Below are 18,250 nucleotides of genomic sequence, written 5' to 3'. Positions count from 1 at the left end.
AACCCGCCGCAGTCCGGGAGAGACACATGACACTCAACCTAACAGTTCCACCCCAGACTCATGCTGATTTTTCGCCCAAAATCACCGTTATAGGCGTAGGCGGCGGGGGCACGAACGCGGTTGACAACATGATTGCCTCCAACCTGGAAGGGGTGGAGTTTGTTGTCGCCAATACCGATGCGCAGAGTCTGGCCAAAAGTCTGGCCGACAGCCGCATCCAGCTTGGCCCGCACCTGACCCATGGCCTTGGCGCTGGCGCCAAGCCCGAAGTCGGGCGTGCAGCAGCGGAAGAAGCTGCGGACGAAATTGCCCGGTATCTGGACGGCGCGCACATGGTGTTCATTACCACCGGCATGGGTGGGGGCACGGGTACGGGGGCAGCTCCTGTTATTGCCCGCATGGCGCGTGAGCGGAATATCCTGACCATTGGCGTGGTCAGCAAGCCCTTTGCCTATGAAGGTAAGCGCCGCGCCCGCGTGGCAGATGAAGGGATTCAGGAACTTCAGCAGTATGTTGATACGCTGATCGTCATTCCCAACCAGAATCTCTTCCGCATTGCCAACGAGCGCACCACCCTGCGTGAAGCCTACAAGCTGGCTGACGAAGTTTTGAACATGGGTGTACGCGGCGTTACCGACCTGATGATGGAGCGCGGCTACGTCAACCTCGACTTTGCCGACATCCGCAGCGTTATGGCCGAAATGGGCAAGGCCATGATGGGCACTGGCGAGGCAGAAGGCGACAACCGCGCGGTAGAAGCAGCGGAAGCGGCCATCTCCAACCCACTGCTTGAAGACACCTGCATGGCTACGGCCAAGGGTCTGCTGGTCAATGTCACGGGTGGTGAGGACATGACCTTCTTCGAAGCCGAAGAAGCGTTCAACCGCATCTGCCGCGAAGTGCCAGAAGACGCAAACATGATCTTTGGTACGGTTATTGAAGAAAAAATGACCGGCCGCCTGCGTGTGTCCGTTGTAGCAACCGGCATTGACGTCCCCCCCAATGGTGGCGGGGCCGAACGCCCCCATACGGCGGTGGAAGCCGAAGCACAGCCAGAACAGCCTTATGCTGCCCCCGGTGCGCCGCCAGCCGCAGCGCCAGTGGCGGCCCAGCAACAGCACGCACCAGCCCCTGTAGCGGAGCAGCCCGTTGCCCCGCAGCCGCAGGCCTATGCACCACAGCCAAGCCACGCAGCGCCTCCGGCACACACCGTGCCCGGTCAGGTGGCCGCGGCTGCTGCGGCACAGCCACGCCAGCCAGCCCCGGCTCCGGCCCCGGCGGCCTCCAAACATGCCAACCTGTTCAGCGAGCCACCGCGCCCTTCGGCCTACCCTGTGCAGGACCCTAACGCACGCAGCCTGTTCGGGCGGGTTACCGGCGCTTTTCGCCGCGCCCCCACGCCAGATGCCCGGCAGGAACCCGTAGCGCAGTCGCACCCGACCATCAGCCAGGCCGAACAGGGCGCTCCCCGCCATGGGGAAGGCGATACAGGACTGGAAATTCCGACCTTCCTGCGCCGTTAAACACCAGTGTGCATACCCCGCCCGACACCCCTGAGCCACAGGGCGGGGTATGAAACACATGGCAATAATCATTGACTCGCATCTGACCCGCACAGGCCCTAGCGTTACCGTGTCATAACTTCCACACGACCATGGGGCGGTTCAGGATCATGGACAATCTGTCAGCGGCACTTACCCCACGTTCCACACCTGCGGAGAGTCTCCCGGTCCCTATGCGACAGATACGCACCAAACCCGATGCAGCCCAGCATACGCTGCACCACGCCATCTCTGCCGTGGGTATTGGCCTGCATACGGGCCGTTCCATCAACATTACTCTTCAACCCGCCCCCGCCGGGCATGGCATTGTGTTCCAGCGGACGGACCTGCCGATGGCAGCCCCCCTGCCCGCACGGTATGATTATGTGGTGGAAACACACCTGAGCACTGTTCTGGGGGATAAACACAACCCCGAAAACCGGGTCGCCACTGTTGAACACCTAATGTCCGCCCTGTGCGGGTGCGGCATTGATAACGCCCTGATTCTGGTGGATGGACCAGAAACCCCGGTTTTTGACGGCTCGGCCACGGATTTTGTGTTCCTGCTCGACTGCGCCGGTCGCACGGCGCAAAGCCTGCCCCGCAAAGTCGTGCGGGTTATGCAGCCTGTGCGGGTTGAACACCAGAATGCCTGGGTGGAACTCCTCCCCCACAATGGCCCGCACACACACCTGTCCATGAGCATTGACTTTCCGGCCAGCGCCATTGGTGCACAGAGCTACGCTCTGGATTTAACGCCATCCTCCTTCCGCAGCGAACTCGCACGCAACCGCACTTTTGCCCTGCGGCAGGAGATTGAGGCGCTGCACAAGGCCGGGCTGGCGCTTGGTGGCTCTTTGGACAACGCCATTGTTGTCGACAACGATCAGGTACTCAACCCGACCGGCCTGCGTTGCCCGGACGAGTTTATCCGCCACAAGATCATGGATGCGGTGGGCGACCTCTATCTGGCCGGGTGTGTGCTTCAGGCCAGCTTCCGGGGGCATCGCTCCGGCCATAAGCTGAACAACCAGCTCCTCCACGCCCTGTTTGCCCAGACCTCCGCATGGCAGGACATGACAAACCGGCAATCCGCCTCCGCTGCGGCGTGAGACTCTTTTTATCAAGACACATGCAATAATCGGCGTTTCTTTGCTTTTCTTGACCCGCCGACATGCTATAAGATTTTGTCTCGATCTGAAGAGCCGGTATGTTTGATATTTCTATAAAAACACAGTCAGTCCGCCGTCGTCTGCCGTTCCTGCTCTCAGCTTTTGCGCTGTTAGGGCTTGCGGATTGCAGCCTTTTGACTGGCAGCAGCAAGACCCCTCCGGCCCCCAAAATTGCGGCACCAGAGACACTCTATAATAACGGCATAGACGCCCTGCGCACCCGCCGTTACGAGTTGGCCGCCGCTGAGTTTGAAACACTCCAGCAGAACTACCCCTATTCGGGCTACATCCCCAACGCGCAGTTGATGGAAGGGTATTCCTACTACCTTAAGGGGAAATACCCCGAAGCCGTGCAGCAGCTTAACCGCTTTATCAGCCTGCACCCCACCAGCGCCGATTCCGCCTATGCCTACTACCTGCGCGCACTCTGTTTTTATGAGCAGATTGCCGATGTGCAGCGTGACCAGCAGGGTACGGCAGAAGCCATGGATGCACTGGAAGAAGTGGTCACCCGCTTCCCCCAAAGCAAATATGCCCGTGATGCCCAGTTGAAAATTGACCTGTGCCGCGACCATCTGGCCGGGAAGGAAATGCTGGTTGGCCGCTATTACCAGCGCGAGCGCAATTATGAAGGGGCGATCAACCGCTACCAGCGCGTTGTGCAGGATTTCCAGACAACCAACCACGTGCCCGAAGCCCTTGAGCGTATGGTGGAAGTCTACCTTGATCTGGGGCTGACCGATCAGGCCCGCAAATCGGCCACTGTACTGGGGTACAACTACTCCAGCAGCAAATGGTATCGTTTTGCTTACGACAAACTCAAAAACCATAACCTGCTGGATGGCAAACTGCCCGTTCCGGGGCAGGCGGTAACCGCTGCCGCCAAACAGAATCTGGACACATCCCATACGTCGGACACGCGTGATGAGCGCATGGCCGCACCAGCAGCCATGCAGCCCGGCAACACACCCCCGGCACCGGCTCAGGCCGCGCCAAGCACGCCCGTTACAGCGCAACCGCTGACAACACCGCCGCCCGCAACCAAAAAGTAATACGCGCTTTGTCGCTTTTTCTCTTGAAATAAGAACACAACCAGAACATACAGAACCTGCCTTTCCTGCCCGCAGCAAAGGCAGGTCTGTGCAGGCCCACGCGGGAGCAGGCGTGAGCGTTAGGTCTGTTCCGCAGACTCCAGTCATTTCAGGTGTGAACCTAAAAGCCGGATGTCGCCATGCTGACACATCTTTCCATCAGAGACGTTGTGCTGATCGAGGCACTCGACCTGACCCTCCACCCCGGCTTTACCGCCCTGACGGGGGAAACGGGGGCAGGCAAATCCATTTTGCTGGACAGTCTGGGTCTGGCCATGGGCGAACGCGCAAACGCCGGTCTGGTCCGCTCCGGGGCAGAGGAAGCGCGTGTAACTGTCTGTTTTGAGGCACCACCCCACCACACGGTTTATGACCAACTGGAGGAACAGGGCATCCCTGCCGACAAAGGCGAGCCACTGGTCCTGCGCCGCGTTATCTCGCGCGAGGGGCGGTCGCGCGCATGGGTCAATGACCAGCCTGTGGGCCTGACCCTGCTGCGCAAGGTTGCGGCAACGCTGATAGAAATTCAGGGCCAGCACGAGCAGATGGGACTGGCCGATGCCACCACCCATCGCGGTTTGCTGGATGCCTATGGAATCAAACCGGCACTCCTTAAAAAAGTCGCGCAGGCTTTTACCCACTGGCAGGACCTGCGCCAAACTCTTGCCAATGCCGAACAGGCACTGGAAGACGCCGCGCGGGAGGAGGAATGGCTACGCCACACGGTGGACGAACTCTCCACCCTTGCCCCCCAGCCGGGGGAAGAAAGCCTTCTGGCCCAGCAACGCCATAGCCTGCAGCAGGCCGAGCGCCGGGGCGAGGCCGTAGCCGCTGCCCTGTCCGAGCTTACCCCACGCGACCGCCGCTCCACCGGCCCTGCGGCAGCCCTGCGTGCCGCCAGCCGCGCTCTTTTGCGCCTGGTGCCCTCCACCCCGGCCGACAATACCACCCCTGATGGCGATGTATTGGCCACCCGCACCACAGAAGCCCTAAGTGCGCTGGAAAACGCAGAGAACGCTCTGGCCGAGGCCGAGAGCCTTCTCTCCCGCCTTATGGCCGATACAGAGGCCAATCCGCGTGAGTTGGAGGAAACCGAGGAGCGGCTGTTCACCCTGCGCACCGTCGCGCGCAAGCACAATGTGCTAGTAGATGAACTGGCCGCCCTGCTCGCACAGTTAAGCGCACGCCTGCATGCGCTGGAAAATGGTGCGACTGAGCTGGAAAGCCTGCGTGCAGCAACACAGGAAGCACGCCTTGCTTACGAGGCCACGGCACGGGAGCTGACCGCCGCACGCACCCATGCCGCCAAAAAAATGGAACAGGCTGTCACCGCCGAACTCAAACCCATAAAGCTGGAAAAAGCGCGCTTTCTGGCCGAGTTGCAAACCCTGCCCGCCGAGCAGTGGAGCCGCCACGGCATGGAGCAGGTGACCTTCCTTATTGCCGCCAACCCCGGCCAGCCCCCCGGCCCCATTGCCAAAGTGGCCTCTGGTGGCGAACTCTCCCGGCTTATGCTTGCGCTCAAGCTGGTGCTGGCTGGTCAGTCCGGTATTGGCACGCTCATTTTTGACGAAATTGACGCAGGCGTTGGCGGCGCGACAGCCGCAGCCATTGGTGAGCGCCTGCACCGTCTGGCACTGAACGTGCAGGTACTGGCCGTAACCCACAGCCCACAGGTGGCTGCCAGTGCAGATGCACACCTGCGTATTGGCAAACAGACCCGCAACGGGCAAACAGCCACCCACGCCACCTTGCTGGCCCAAACCGAACGCAAGGAAGAGATCGCACGCATGCTGGCAGGGGATACCATTACCGATGCCGCACGCGCTGCGGCCGCCAGCCTGCTGGAACCAGAGAAATGACGCAGCCCCCCTCCCCGATCACAGACATGGACCTTGAGCAGGCCCGCGCAGAACTGGCTGATCTGGCCGAAAAAATTGCCTATCACAACACCGCCTACCACCACCATGACGCGCCAGAAATCAGCGATGCGGATTATGATGCCCTGCGCAGGCGCTACAACACTCTGGTGGCCCTGTACCCCGATGCAGAGCCGCAGAACAGTGCAGCCAACGCGGTAGGCGCCACTGCGGACCCCGCCTTTGGCAAACATATCCACCTTGTACCCATGCTCTCGCTCGACAATGTGTTCGACCGCGAGGAGTTTGAGAGCTTTATCACCCGCGCCACCCGTTTTTTGGGTCTGGAGCAGGCGGGGGCAGCCCCCCTGCGCTTTGTGGGCGAGCCGAAAATTGACGGTCTTTCCATCAGCCTGACTTACGAGCATGGGGTTTTTACACGCGGCACCACGCGTGGTGATGGCACCGAGGGCGAGGATGTTACCGCCAACCTGCGTACATTGCGCGACCTCCCCCACACGTTGCCCGCCCCATACCCCGACCTGATTGAAATTCGGGGGGAAGTTTTTCTCTCCAAAGCCGACTTTCTGGCGCTCAACGCAGCGCAGGAGGCCGCTGGCAAACGCCTGTTCGCCAACCCGCGTAACGCAGCGGCTGGCTCTCTGCGGCAGCTGGATTCAAGCATTACCGCGCAACGCCCGCTCTCCCTTTTTGCCTATGCTCAGGGTTTCTGCTCCGACAAAGCAACCCGCAGCCACTGGGACTATCTGGAGCAGTTGCGGGCTTGGGGGTTTGTGGTCAACCCGCTCTCGCGCCAGATTGACGGCGCGGCTGAGGCGGAAGCATTTTTTGAGCAGGTCAATCAGGACCGTGCCAGCCTTGCCTATGATATTGACGGCGTTGTCTACAAAATAGACGACCTGACCCTACAGAACCGTCTGGGCTTTGCTGGCCGCGCCCCACGCTGGGCCATAGCGTGGAAGTTCCCTGCCGAGCAGGCCATAACGCGCCTGAACGCCATAGAAATTCAGGTAGGACGCACAGGCGCGCTAACCCCCGTTGCCCATCTGGAGCCTGTTAATGTGGGCGGGGTGCTGGTGACCCGCGCAACCTTGCATAATGAGGACGAAATCACCCGCAAGGACGTACGGGTGGGGGACACGGTGTTTGTCCAGCGTGCGGGGGATGTTATTCCGCAGGTCCTTGGCGTAGCTCCAGCAGACCCGCAGGGGGGGGAGCGTGGCCCCCTTTTCCACTTTCCCGATCATTGCCCGGCCTGCGGTGCACTGGCCGTCCGCCCCGAAGGTGAGGCCGTGCGGCGCTGCACGGGCGGGCTGACATGCCCTACACAGGCAGTGGAGCGGCTGATCCATTTTGTCTCCCGCCTTGCCTTTGACATTGAAGGGCTGGGTGAGCGCAGTATCCGCGAATTTTATGACGCCGGGTTAATCCGCACCCCAAGCGATATTTTCCGGCTCAAGGAGCACCTGCCCGCACTGGAACAGCGCGATGGCTGGGGCGAGCAGTCCGTGCGCAACCTGCTTCAGGCCATTGAGGGGCGGCGCACCATTGCCCTGTCCCGTTTTATTTACGCTCTGGGTATCCGCCGGATCGGAGAGAGCAACGCCCGCCTGCTGGCCCGCCATTACGGCAGTTTTGCCAACTGGTTACGGCAGATGGAGGCAGCGACCATCATCGGCTCCGACGCCCGGCTGGAGCTGGGCTCCATTACCGGCATTGGCAACGCCATAGCCAGCGATGTTGTGGCTTTTGTAGCCGAACCCCACAACCGGAGCATTCTGGCCGAGCTGGAAGCCGTACTACACATTACGGAAGAGACTGGTGCAAGCGATGGTCCGCTGGCGGGCAAGACCATTGTCTTTACCGGCACGCTGCTCACCATGACCCGACCGGAAGCCAAGGCCAAGGCCGAGCGCATGGGGGGCAAGGTCTCCGACTCCGTTTCCAAAAAGACCGATCTGGTGGTGCTGGGGGAAAAAGCCGGGTCCAAGGCCAAAAAGGCTGCGGAGCTTAATCTCCAGACCATGGACGAGGAAGAATGGAACGCCTTTTGCACCGCAAACGGATAGAACCTCCTCCTGCGCTGTTTTTTAGCTCTGGCGTGTAAAAGAGAGATTGCCCGACGGCCAAATCTGCGCCATGCTGGCGGGCAACGAAGGGGTGGAGTTCGTCGTCCAAACCAAAAATAAAAATTCCGTGCCCAGTCCGGCTGCTGTTCCGGTATCCCCTGTTCCCATCCCCTCGGTCGGAACTTCAGCTCATCTGGCACAAAAGAATGAAGTGAACGGCAAAATGACCAAGTGGATCTACAGTTTCGGTGCTGGCCAAAGCGAAGGCAACGCCGGGATGCGCAATCTCCTCGGCGGCAAGGGTGCCAATTTGGCAGAAATGGCCAATATCGGCCTGCCCGTGCCCCCTGGATTTACCATTACCACTGAAGTCTGCACCGCCTTTTACGATAACGGACGGAAGTATCCGGCCGAGCTGGAAGCCCAGCTTGAAGCCGCCATGGGTCTGGTAGAAAAGGCCATGGGCCTGCGCTTTGGCGATGCCGAAAACCCGCTTCTGGTTTCTGTCCGCTCTGGTGCGCGCGTTTCCATGCCCGGTATGATGGACACAGTGCTCAACCTCGGTCTGAACGACACGACGGTTGAAGGCCTTGTCCGCTCCTCGGGCGATGCCCGCTTTGCATGGGACAGCTACCGCCGCTTCATTCAGATGTACGGCTCCGTTGTGCTGGGCGTCCCGCACCACGAGTTTGAAGACCTGTTGGAACAGGCCAAACGCGCCGCCAACAAGCTGGACGACACCGCCCTGACCGCCGAAGAATGGCAGGACGTTGTTAAAAGCTACAAGCAGATCGTCCTGTCCGAGACGGGGACCCCCTTCCCCGAAAGCCCGAAGGACCAGCTCTGGGGCGCCATTGGGGCCGTGTTTGGCTCATGGATGAACCCGCGCGCCAACACCTACCGCAAACTGCATGATATTCCCGCAAGCTGGGGTACGGCTGTAAACGTCCAGTCCATGGTGTTCGGCAACATGGGTGATGACTGCGCAACAGGCGTGTGCTTTACGCGTGACCCCTCCACGGGCGAGAACATCTTCTACGGCGAATACCTGATTAACGCGCAGGGTGAGGACGTTGTGGCCGGGATCCGTACCCCCCAGCCCATGGCGGAATGTCGCTCGGTCGAGGGCCAGACCTCGATGGAAAAAGCGCTCCCCAACGCCTATAACGAACTGCTCCGGGTCCGTGATCTGCTTGAACGCCACTACCGCGACATGCAGGACATCGAATTTACGGTTCAGGCCAATACGCTCTACCTGCTCCAGACCCGCTCGGGCAAACGCACGGCAGCAGCAGCCCTGCGCGTGGCCATTGACATGGCCAAGGAAGGCCTGATCACGCAGGAAGAAGCGGTGACCCGCGTCCCCCCCGCGTCACTCGACCAGTTGCTCCACCCCGTGCTCGACCCCAAGGCTGAACGCCAGTTGCTGACCCGTGGCCTGCCCGCCTCCCCCGGCGCTGCCACCGGCATCATCGCCTTCTCCGCTGAAGATGTGGAAGACCGTGCCGCCAAAGGCGAGGACGTTATTCTGGTCCGTATTGAAACCTCCCCCGAGGACGTGCACGGCATGCACGCTGCCCGTGGCGTGCTGACCACCCGTGGTGGCATGACATCCCACGCAGCAGTTGTTGCCCGTGGCATGGGCCGCGTGTGCGTGGCTGGTGCTGGCAGCATTGCCGTGGACTACAAGGCCCAGACCATGACCGTGGACGGCCATACGCTCAAGGCCGGGGACTGGATTACGCTTGATGGTGGTACGGGGGCTGTTTACAATGGCCGCGTTCCCACCATTCCGCCCACCCTGTCGGGTGACTTTGCAACCCTTATGGGCTGGGCAGATGGCGTACGCCGCCTTGGTGTTCGCGCCAATGCGGAAACGCCGGAAGACGCCCAGACTGCCCGCCGCTTTGGGGCAGAAGGGATTGGCCTGTGCCGGACTGAACACATGTTCTTTGGCCCAGACCGCATTGGCCATGTGCGCCAGATGATTATGGCAGACGACGTGGCAACACGCGCCCGCGCCATTGAGGCTCTGCTGCCCTTCCAGCGTGGAGACTTTACGGAACTGTTCCGTATTATGGCTGGCCTGCCTGTAACCATCCGTCTGCTGGACCCGCCGCTGCATGAGTTCCTGCCGCATGGTGAGGCCGAACTGGCCGATGTTGCCAAGGCTCTGGGCAAGGATGTGGAAAGCCTGCGCGCACGCCGCTCTGCCCTTTCCGAATCCAACCCCATGCTGGGCCACCGTGGCTGCCGTCTGGGCATTACCTATCCGGAAATCTACGCCATGCAGGTGCGCGCCATTACCGAGGCTGCACTGGACATTGCCAAGGAAACGGGCAAGGCCGTAGAGCCGGAAATCATGATCCCGCTGATCGGCACCAAAGCCGAGCTGGACCTGGTACGCAAATCCTGTGAAGCGGTTATTGCCGATGTGCTGGGCGAGCGCGGTACGCATCTCTCCTACAAGATCGGCACCATGATCGAGCTGCCCCGCGCAGCCCTGACTGCCGACCAGATTGCACAGAGTGCCGACTTCTTCTCCTTCGGCACCAACGATCTGACGCAGACAGCCCTTGGCCTGTCGCGTGATGATGCAGGCTCCTTCCTGCCTGAGTATGTGGACAAAGGCCTGCTGCCGCAGGACCCCTTTGTTTCCATCGACCGCGAAGGCGTGGGTGCGCTGGTGCGCATGGGCGTGGAAAAAGGCCGTGCCTCCAAGCCCGACCTCAAGCTGGGCATCTGTGGTGAGCACGGGGGCGACCCGCTTTCCATCGCCTTTTTTGAGGAAGTTGGTCTGGATTACGTATCCTGCTCGCCCTTCCGTGTGCCGGTTGCCCGACTGGCCGCCGCACAGGCAGCCCTTGCTGCACGCAATAACAAGGCTGTCAAAGCCTAAGGAAAAAGTGGCCGCCTCCCCCTGAGGCGGCCATTTTTCAATCTGAATATCATGCAAAAAATTCTTACTCTCCACCTCGTATCCGAGGCGACGGGGCAAACGCTCGATTCTGTAGCGCGGGCCTGCATAGCGCAGTTCCCCAACACGGAAGTCAGGCTCCGGCACTGGAACCTGATCCGCACCCAGATCCAGCTCAGGCGGGTTTTGCGGCATATTGCCAATAATCGCGGCCCGGTCATGTCCACCCTGACTGACCCCATTTTGCAGGCAGATATGGAAGCCGGCTGCGCCAGCCTCCAGATCAGGCTGCTGGATGTGCTGGACAACGCCCTGAACTTTCTGGCTGAAGAAACCGGGGAGGAGGCAACACGCCACCCCGGCGGCCAGTACATTATGGACGAAAACTACTACCAGCGCATTGAGGCCATGCACTACGTGCTGGCCCATGATGATGGGCAGGAAACACGCGGCCTGAACAAGGCTGATGTTATTCTGGTTGGCGTTTCCCGCGTTTCCAAAACCCCTACGTGCTTTTATCTGGCTAACCGGGGGATCAAGGCCGCCAACGTGCCACTGGTCATGGGTATAGAACCGCCAGAAGCGCTGTTCACCACCACCAAGCCGGTTATTGGCCTGACCATAGACCCCGAACGCCTGATTGAAATACGCCGCAACCGGTTGAACCAGATGATTCCGGGCAAGTCCCGCCCGGAAGCCATAACCGATTATGCCTATATTGATCTGGAAAAAGTGCAGGAAGAACTGCATTGGGCAAGGCGTCTGTGCCGCCGCCACAACTGGCCTGTCATTGATGTGACGCGCCGCTCCATTGAGGAATCATCGGCCTCCATACTGGAGCTGATCGCCACATCGGCATAATACCCCGCCTTTGCTCCTGTGTGCACACAACAGTCCACACAGGGGCAAAGGGTTTTATGCAATCAGGTAGCATACGCTGACATATACGGTTTTAACCCGTATTCTGCTCAGTCTGCCATTTCCTGCGCGGTCAGTCTTTGCACCCGCACTGCCTGACCCTGCGCGTTATAGTAAATCACACTGCTGCCACGCCGTTGGGCGTAGCCATCGGGCTGGCCGTCCTTGGTCCAGAACAGCAGGCGGTTTGTATCTGGCTGTTCCACAACGCGGTCCCCCGGCGGGGTAAAACGGTATTTGCTAAAATCCTTATGGGCACGCGGCAACGGCAGCTTACCTGCCAGATTATGCATGCTGGATGCACGGTGCGCATCCGAATCATCATCTTCCCCACCATTCAGCGGGTCGCCATCAGCGCGGGCAGGCACACTGGCTGCCAAGGATAGCGCAACAGCGCACAAACCGAACATGATTGTCCATTTTTTGCGGAATACCGGCATCATGTCGGCGCGTCCTCCTTTATTCAGGCGTCTGGTGGCAAAATTTGCCGGTTAAGGGCAACCGTAGCACAGGTTAGCTCCTGCTACCGCGTTACTCCTGTTACAAAATGCTGTCAGCCCCAAGTTTTGGCATAGGCCGCCCCTTACAAAAGGCGTATCCGGCCCCTGCTTGCCCGCCCCTGCCCAAAAAGAGTAAGACAGCCGCATGACAGAAACGCTGGTCGGCCCTTTTTCACTCGAACGCGACATCAAAAAAAGCCGCTTTCTTGCACGCGCAACGCCCATAGCCAGCATAGAAGAGGCCGAGGCGTTTATTGCCAGCATAGCCGCGGCCGAACCAGAAGCAACACACCACTGCTGGGCATGGCAGTTTGGCCCCCATTGCCGCTGCCATGATGCGGGAGAGCCGTCTGGCACGGCGGGGCGTCCCATTTTACAGGTGGTTGTGGCCCAGAAGCTGGACCGCGTCGCCATTGTGGTTTCGCGCTGGTTTGGGGGGATCAAGCTTGGAGCGGGCGGGCTGGTACGCGCCTATGCCGGAACGGCTGCCGAATGCCTGCGCGAGGCCCCAAAAGAGGAGCTGATCGAGCGGGTCCGGCTTGGGTTCCACTGCCCGTTCTCATTACTGGGGCTTATTCAGGCACGCCTGCCGGAGTGGGGGGTAGAAGCTGCGGCCCCTGCGTTTGATGCAAACGGAGCGTGGTTCCAGCTTGTGCTCCCCCAGGCCCTGCAACATGACATCAGCGCAAAACTGACCGACCTGACCAGTGGTCAGGCCGATATACGCCTTATTGAGGATGAAGCGCCCGAGGCCTAGCGGGGCGTCACCCAGCCGTTACCTGTGGAGTCACCCACCTGACCAGTGCCAAACGGGCCGGAGCTCTGGTAGGCCGAACCATAGCGCGACAGGTCGGTACCGGTTACCGAATCCCGGTGTACCTTAGCCAGATGGTCCGGGTCATCCCCGTGCTGGAACTCCATGGACGGAGCATCCTGATAACCCGGTGGCAGGCTACGGTGCCCGTGCACGGTTTTTGACTCGGTTGATTTGGCCGCGCCAGACCCCGTATCCATGGCCCCACTCCCTTCGGAAAAGGAGACATCGTCATTCGGGGTCATCAGGGGGTCCGCATGGGCAACACTTGCTGCCCCCATCAGGCTTGCGCCCATCAGAAGGCCGGACATCACGTTTACAAACGGTCTACGCAGCTGCGCCATTGCGCGTTACCCCGCAAGAAAAAAAGAAAAACATACCACATGGGTCACGAGCCAACGGGCCTGCAAGCTCCATACTGGCAACCCTTATCACACCAAAAGTGCAAAAAACCAAATTCTCTGCCCAAGCGTGGAGAGGATGCCACACCATTGGCCAGAACATGGCCAGAAACCGCAAACGCCATTTGCGTAATCCCTGTATTTTAGACATAAAGGCTCCCGCCTTTGGCAAATTCCATGCCCAGAGAGATTGTGTTTATCATTCTGCTTACCATCTGTGTGTAATCAGCCCAACTGAACAGGAACGCGTTATGAGTGCCACGCTCACCCAGCCCAACCCGACGTCTGAGACCTGGATGCCGGATAGCTGGCGTTCGTTTCCGTTCAAGCAGATCCCCACTTATCCAGACGCATCGGCCCTTGGTGTGGTGGAAAACCGGCTGGGCACCTACCCCCCGCTGGTTTTTGCAGGGGAGGTGCGCCGCCTGCGCAATCATCTGGCACAGGCTGCTCAAGGCAAGGCCTTTGTGCTTCAGGGCGGCCCATGCGCGGAAAGCTTTGGCGAGTTCAAGGCCGACATCGTGCGCGACACGTTCCGTGTGCTGCTGCAAATGGCGGTCGTCCTGACCTTTGGGGCCAAGGTGCCGGTTATCAAGCTTGGTCGCATGGCCGGGCAGTTTGCCAAGCCGCGCTCCTCCGATATGGAAACGGTGGATGGTGTGAGCCTGCCCTCCTACCGGGGGGACATCATCAACGGTCCGGAATTCACGCCAGAAGCCCGCATTCCCGACCCCGCACGGATGGAGACCGGCTACTTCCAGTCCGCCGGGATTCAGAACCTCCTGCGCGCCTTCTCCCGCGGGGGGTATGCCAACCTGCATGAGGTACACCGCTGGAACCTTGGCTTTGTGGAACGCTCCCCGCTGGCCAACCGCTACCGCACCATGGCCGAACGCATTGGCGAGACCCTCGCCTTCATGCAGGCCTGCGGGATTGACGCAGCCTCTTCCGCACAGGTGGACGAGACCGAATTCTACACCTCGCACGAAGCCCTGCTGCTGCCGTACGAACAGGCATTGACCCGCGTGGATTCCACCTCGGGCGAATGGTATGACTGCTCGGCCCATTTTGTCTGGATCGGGGACCGCACCCGCCAGCCCGATGGCGCGCATGTGGAATTCCTGCGTGGGGTGCGCAACCCCATTGGCATCAAGGTCGGCCCCACCACCAGTGTGGAAGACATCAAGCGCCTGACGAGCATCCTCAACCCCCATAATGAGGCAGGGCGCATTACCCTGATCTCCCGCATGGGGGCAGAAAAGATCGAGCAGTTCCTGCCGCCGCTCATGCGTGCGGTCAAGGAAACGGGGCAGCCTGTCACATGGATCAGCGATCCGATGCACGGCAACACCATTTCCACTGGCAGCAAGGTCAAGACCCGCTCGTTCGATGCGGTCATGCAGGAAGTCAAAGGCTTTTTTGCCGTCTGCGCGGCTGAAGGCGTGCCTGCTGGTGGTGTTCACCTGGAAATGACCGGCCAGAACGTAACGGAATGTGTAGGCGGTGCGCAGCGCCTGACCGAAGCAGACCTTGGTGATCGTTACGAAACCTTCTGCGACCCGCGCCTGAACGCCGAACAGTCTTTGGAGCTGGCGTTCCTGATCGCGGAGGAGTTGACCGGCCGCAACTAAGGCCGTGCCGCTCTTTGCCTGATCACAGAAGCGGGGGGTGGTCTTTACGCCGCCCTCCATCACACCCATCATCTGTGCAGTGTATTTGGCAGAAAAGAGCATTTCAGCAATGACGCAATTCCCACTTGGCGTACCGGCCCCCGGCATTGCCGCGGCACAGGCCACCACCGCCCTGACGGATGCCGAAATCCGCGCCCGCACGGATTCCTACTTCAACCGGACCCGTCAGATCGTCAGCCATTTTGGGGATTGTCAGGTCACTTATGCTTTTTTCCTGCGCTGTCCGGTTATTTCCGCCCCCGGTATTATGCTGGAATGGCTGAAGAACGTCATGGCAGAGCGCGGGAGCAACTATACCGTGGACCTGCTCCACCCCGAGGGAGAATGGGTGGGAGCGGGCGAGCCACTGGTTTATGTGAGCGGGTCATTCCTGCATCTGGCTGACCTGGAAACACTTTTGCTCCAGAAGCTGGGCAGTTCCTGCGTTGCGGCACTCCGGGCCTACCAGATGGCGCTCTCCCTGCCACAAACCCGCTTTCTGGCCATGGATGCCCGGCACTGTGCCGGGTACGAGATGCAGGAACTCATGGCCTATGCCGCCTCCATTGGTGGGCGGGCCGCCCAGAAGGACGGGGCAGTAGGCTTTGTGGGCACGGCAAACGATGCCGTTTCCGCCTTTTTTGGTGCAACACATGGGGCGGGCACCATGCCCCATGCCCTGATTGGCTACGCCGGTTCCACCGTACGGGCGGCGGAAATGTTCCACGAGACCTTCCCCGAGTCCGACCTTGTGGTGCTGGTTGACTATTTTGGGCAGGAAATAACGGATGCGCTGGCGGTATGCCACCGCTTTGCGGAGTTGGCTCAGGCTGGCCGCATTGCCGTGCGGCTGGACACGCATGGCGGGCGGTTCATGGAAGGGCTGAACCCGCAGGAATCCTACGCTGTTGTCAACCGCCACGCCCCCGATGCCCTGCGCCGCTACCGCTCTGACCGGGAACTGCGCTACCTGATCGGCACCGGCGTATCTGCCGCCTCTATCTGGAAAATGCGCGAGGCACTGGACGAAGCAGGGTTTGACCGGGTGCGCATTATTGCCTCCTCCGGCTTTGGTGTGACCAAATGCGCCTGCATGGCCGATGCCCATGCCCCTATTGATGTGGTTGGCACTGGCTCCTTTATTCCTGAAATATGGAACGAGACTTACGCCACCGCCGACATTATTTCGTACAACGGTGTTGAGCGGGTCAAAATCGGGCGCGAATTCCTTTTCGCCTCCGCCCGCAACAGACAAGACAGCAAGGAAAATCCATGAGCGAAGCAGCCCCCCCACAGGAGCAAGGCTGGAAAGTCCGTATTCTGGACCTGTCCGGCGGTGCGGAAGACAACATTGTGGAAGACGTTGGTGTTTTTCATGATCTTGCCCACGCCAACGCTTTTGCGCGCGCCTATGTGCGCGACAGCGTGGAACGCTGCCGGGTACCCGGTGCCTCTGCCAAGGATGTGCTGGACACATGGATGAGCTTTGGCGAGGACGCGGTTGTGCTCGATACAGGGCTGGACGCTCAGGCCGATGGCTGGCGCTCTGCCAACGAGCTGGATGACTTTACCGCAACCCCCGCAACCCCCATGGAGCGTGACTGGCGCGCACTCGACCCACGTCGTCTGGTGGACGGGGAGGAAATACTCCTTGAAGATGACGACAGTGAGGGCGAGGATGAGGGGGAATACGGCACGGACGAACCGTTCGACCCCGGCCTGCACAACCTGCACTAGCCCGCTCAGGGCTTTGGGGCAGGCCAAACCGCTCACGCCATGCCCCCCTGCCCTGTTTTATCTTTCCTTCCTGCTGGTCTTTCCAGCCCATTCACGGCATAAGCCTCTGTTATGAAACTCCGCTTTGCGCCCAGCCCTACCGGCCTTCTCCACGTTGGCAATGCCCGCCTTGCCCTTGCCAATGCCCTGTTTGCCCGCCGCAACGGGGGCAAATTCCAACTGCGTATTGATGATACGGATACCGGTCGCTCGCGCGAGGAACTGGTAACCGCCATCCAGCAGGACCTGGAGTGGATGGGCATTGCGTGGGACGAGACCTTCCGCCAGACCGAACGGCTGGACCGCTACGCGGCCGCCATTGAAAAGCTCAAGGCATCCGGTCATCTGTACCCCTGCTTTGAAAGCGAGCAGGAACTGGCCGCCAAGCGCGAAACCCAGATCCGCCAGCGCCGCGCCCCGGTCTATGACCGCGCCATGCTCCGCATGACCGAACAGCAGCGCGCGCAGGCCGAAGCCAATGGCAAGGTGCCTTACTGGCGCTTCAAACTCTCGGGCCGCATTGTGCGCTGGCGCGACATGGTTATGGGGGACTGTCAGGTCAAGCTGCCCTCCGTCTCCGACCCGGTGCTGGTGCGTACCGATGGCACGGTGCTCTACACCCTCGCTTCCGTCGTGGATGACCTCGAAACAGGGATCAGCCATATTATTCGCGGGGAAGACCACGTAACCAATACGGGTGTGCAGATCGACATTGCCGAGGCTCTGGGCGCGCGCCCCGACCACTTCCGCTTTGCCCACCTGCCCCTGCTGCTGGACGAAAACGGGGGTAAGCTCTCCAAACGCTTTGACGCCTGCTCCCTGCGCACCCTGCGCCAGGATGGCGTGGAGGCCGAGGCCCTGATCTCCTACCTTGCGCGGCTTGGCAGCTCGGATGACCCGGCACTCATGCCGTTTGATGCGCTGGCCCAGAGCTATGACCTCTCCCATATCTCGCGCTCGGCCGCCCGGTTTGACACACGCCAGCTTCTGGCCATGAACCACCGCCATCTGGCTCAGCTCCCGTTTTCGGCTGTGGTGGACAGGCTGCCGCAGGGTGCGACCGAGGCCTTCTGGCTGGCTATTCGCAGCAATATCGACCTGCTGAGCGAGGCCAAACTGTGGTTGCAGGTCACGCAAAGCCATATTGTCCCCCCCGTGCAGGAAGATGAGGAGGCGTTCCTCAAGGACGCAGCAGCCCTGCTCCCCCCCGAGCCATGGGACCAGACCACGTGGAAGGCATGGACCACCGCCGTAAAGGAAAAAACCGGCCGTAGTGGCAAGGCTCTGTTCCACCCCCTGCGCCTTGCCCTGACGGGCGAGGAAAACGGCCCCGAGCTACGTGACCTGCTCCCCCTTATTGGTCGCGCGCAGGTGCTGGCACGCCTTAACCCCGGGCAATAACCGGGGTTCCATACAAGGGCAGGCATCAGGCACATCCAGACCTACAAAAACATAACTTGACCCAACGGTGCCTCCCATGGACAGTTTGGGTAACAGTTAT

The 18,250-nt window shown here is 60.5% G+C and carries 14 protein-coding genes; 12 read left to right on the top strand and 2 right to left on the bottom strand.

Annotation, left to right across the window (positions count from 1 at the left end; all coding sequences use genetic code 11):
* The first annotated feature begins 26 nt into the window (after positions 1-26).
* The 7 genes from ftsZ to HK26_RS07865 all read left to right on the top strand — a co-directional run bounded on the left by ftsZ (position 27) and on the right by HK26_RS07865 (position 11,531).
* Positions 27-1,523 (top strand): cell division protein FtsZ, encoded by a 1,497-nt coding sequence (gene ftsZ / locus HK26_RS07895; protein WP_086639273.1) that lies wholly within the window; start codon positions 27-29, stop codon positions 1,521-1,523.
* A gap of 149 nt (positions 1,524-1,672) precedes the next feature.
* Positions 1,673-2,653 carry a UDP-3-O-acyl-N-acetylglucosamine deacetylase gene (gene lpxC / locus HK26_RS07890; RefSeq protein WP_086639272.1) on the top strand — a complete coding sequence of 327 codons (981 nt, stop codon included), beginning with the start codon at positions 1,673-1,675 and terminating at the stop codon, positions 2,651-2,653.
* Positions 2,654-2,751: 98 nt separating this feature from the next.
* Positions 2,752-3,765: an outer membrane protein assembly factor BamD gene (locus HK26_RS07885; RefSeq protein ID WP_086639271.1), complete on the top strand. Its 1,014-nt coding sequence runs from the start codon at positions 2,752-2,754 to the stop codon at positions 3,763-3,765.
* A gap of 179 nt (positions 3,766-3,944) precedes the next feature.
* A complete protein-coding gene (recN, locus tag HK26_RS07880) occupies positions 3,945-5,666 on the top strand; it encodes a DNA repair protein RecN (protein ID WP_086639270.1) in 1,722 nt (573 codons plus the stop codon).
* Positions 5,667-5,692: 26 nt separating this feature from the next.
* Entirely contained in the window at positions 5,693-7,753 is a 2,061-nt protein-coding gene (ligA, locus tag HK26_RS07875; protein ID WP_086639296.1) for an NAD-dependent DNA ligase LigA, read from the top strand.
* A gap of 223 nt (positions 7,754-7,976) precedes the next feature.
* Positions 7,977-10,652: a pyruvate, phosphate dikinase gene (ppdK, locus tag HK26_RS07870; RefSeq protein WP_086639295.1), complete on the top strand. Its 2,676-nt coding sequence runs from the start codon at positions 7,977-7,979 to the stop codon at positions 10,650-10,652.
* Positions 10,653-10,703: 51 nt separating this feature from the next.
* Complete coding sequence (locus HK26_RS07865) at positions 10,704-11,531, top strand: pyruvate, water dikinase regulatory protein (protein WP_086639269.1); 828 nt, start codon at positions 10,704-10,706, stop codon at positions 11,529-11,531.
* A gap of 107 nt (positions 11,532-11,638) precedes the next feature.
* On the opposite strand, the gene HK26_RS07860 is transcribed toward HK26_RS07865, so the two are convergent.
* Positions 11,639-12,031, bottom strand: a complete 393-nt coding sequence (locus tag HK26_RS07860) for a hypothetical protein (protein ID WP_086639268.1) — start codon at positions 12,029-12,031, stop codon at positions 11,639-11,641.
* A gap of 202 nt (positions 12,032-12,233) precedes the next feature.
* On the opposite strand from HK26_RS07860, the gene HK26_RS07855 reads away from it, so the two are divergent.
* Positions 12,234-12,845 (top strand): IMPACT family protein, encoded by a 612-nt coding sequence (locus HK26_RS07855; protein ID WP_086639267.1) that lies wholly within the window; start codon positions 12,234-12,236, stop codon positions 12,843-12,845.
* Here HK26_RS07855 and HK26_RS07850 read toward each other — a convergent pair.
* Positions 12,842-13,246: a hypothetical protein gene (locus HK26_RS07850; RefSeq protein WP_025828551.1), complete on the bottom strand. Its 405-nt coding sequence runs from the start codon at positions 13,244-13,246 to the stop codon at positions 12,842-12,844. The two genes, HK26_RS07855 and HK26_RS07850, sit on opposite strands and share 4 nt — an antisense overlap.
* Before the next feature lie 308 nt (positions 13,247-13,554).
* Between HK26_RS07850 and HK26_RS07845 the strand changes: the two genes are divergently transcribed.
* The 4 genes from HK26_RS07845 to gltX all read left to right on the top strand — a co-directional run bounded on the left by HK26_RS07845 (position 13,555) and on the right by gltX (position 18,150).
* Positions 13,555-14,934 carry a class II 3-deoxy-7-phosphoheptulonate synthase gene (locus tag HK26_RS07845; protein WP_086639266.1) on the top strand — a complete coding sequence of 460 codons (1,380 nt, stop codon included), beginning with the start codon at positions 13,555-13,557 and terminating at the stop codon, positions 14,932-14,934.
* A 109-nt stretch (positions 14,935-15,043) separates the two neighbouring features.
* The gene (locus HK26_RS07840; protein ID WP_086639294.1) at positions 15,044-16,249 is read left to right on the top strand and encodes a nicotinate phosphoribosyltransferase; all 1,206 of its coding nucleotides are present in this window, start codon (positions 15,044-15,046) and stop codon (positions 16,247-16,249) included.
* Positions 16,246-16,710, top strand: coding sequence for a hypothetical protein (locus tag HK26_RS07835; RefSeq protein ID WP_249208626.1), 465 nt, complete (start codon positions 16,246-16,248; stop codon positions 16,708-16,710). The genes HK26_RS07840 and HK26_RS07835 overlap by 4 nt, the downstream gene beginning before the upstream one ends.
* Before the next feature lie 111 nt (positions 16,711-16,821).
* Entirely contained in the window at positions 16,822-18,150 is a 1,329-nt protein-coding gene (gene gltX, locus HK26_RS07830) for a glutamate--tRNA ligase (RefSeq protein WP_086639265.1), read from the top strand.
* The last annotated feature ends 100 nt before the right edge of the window (positions 18,151-18,250 follow it).

This window comes from Acetobacter okinawensis (assembly GCF_002153655.1).
Taxonomy (GTDB): domain Bacteria; phylum Pseudomonadota; class Alphaproteobacteria; order Acetobacterales; family Acetobacteraceae; genus Acetobacter; species Acetobacter okinawensis_A.
This window is presented reverse-complemented; position numbering and strand designations above follow the sequence as displayed.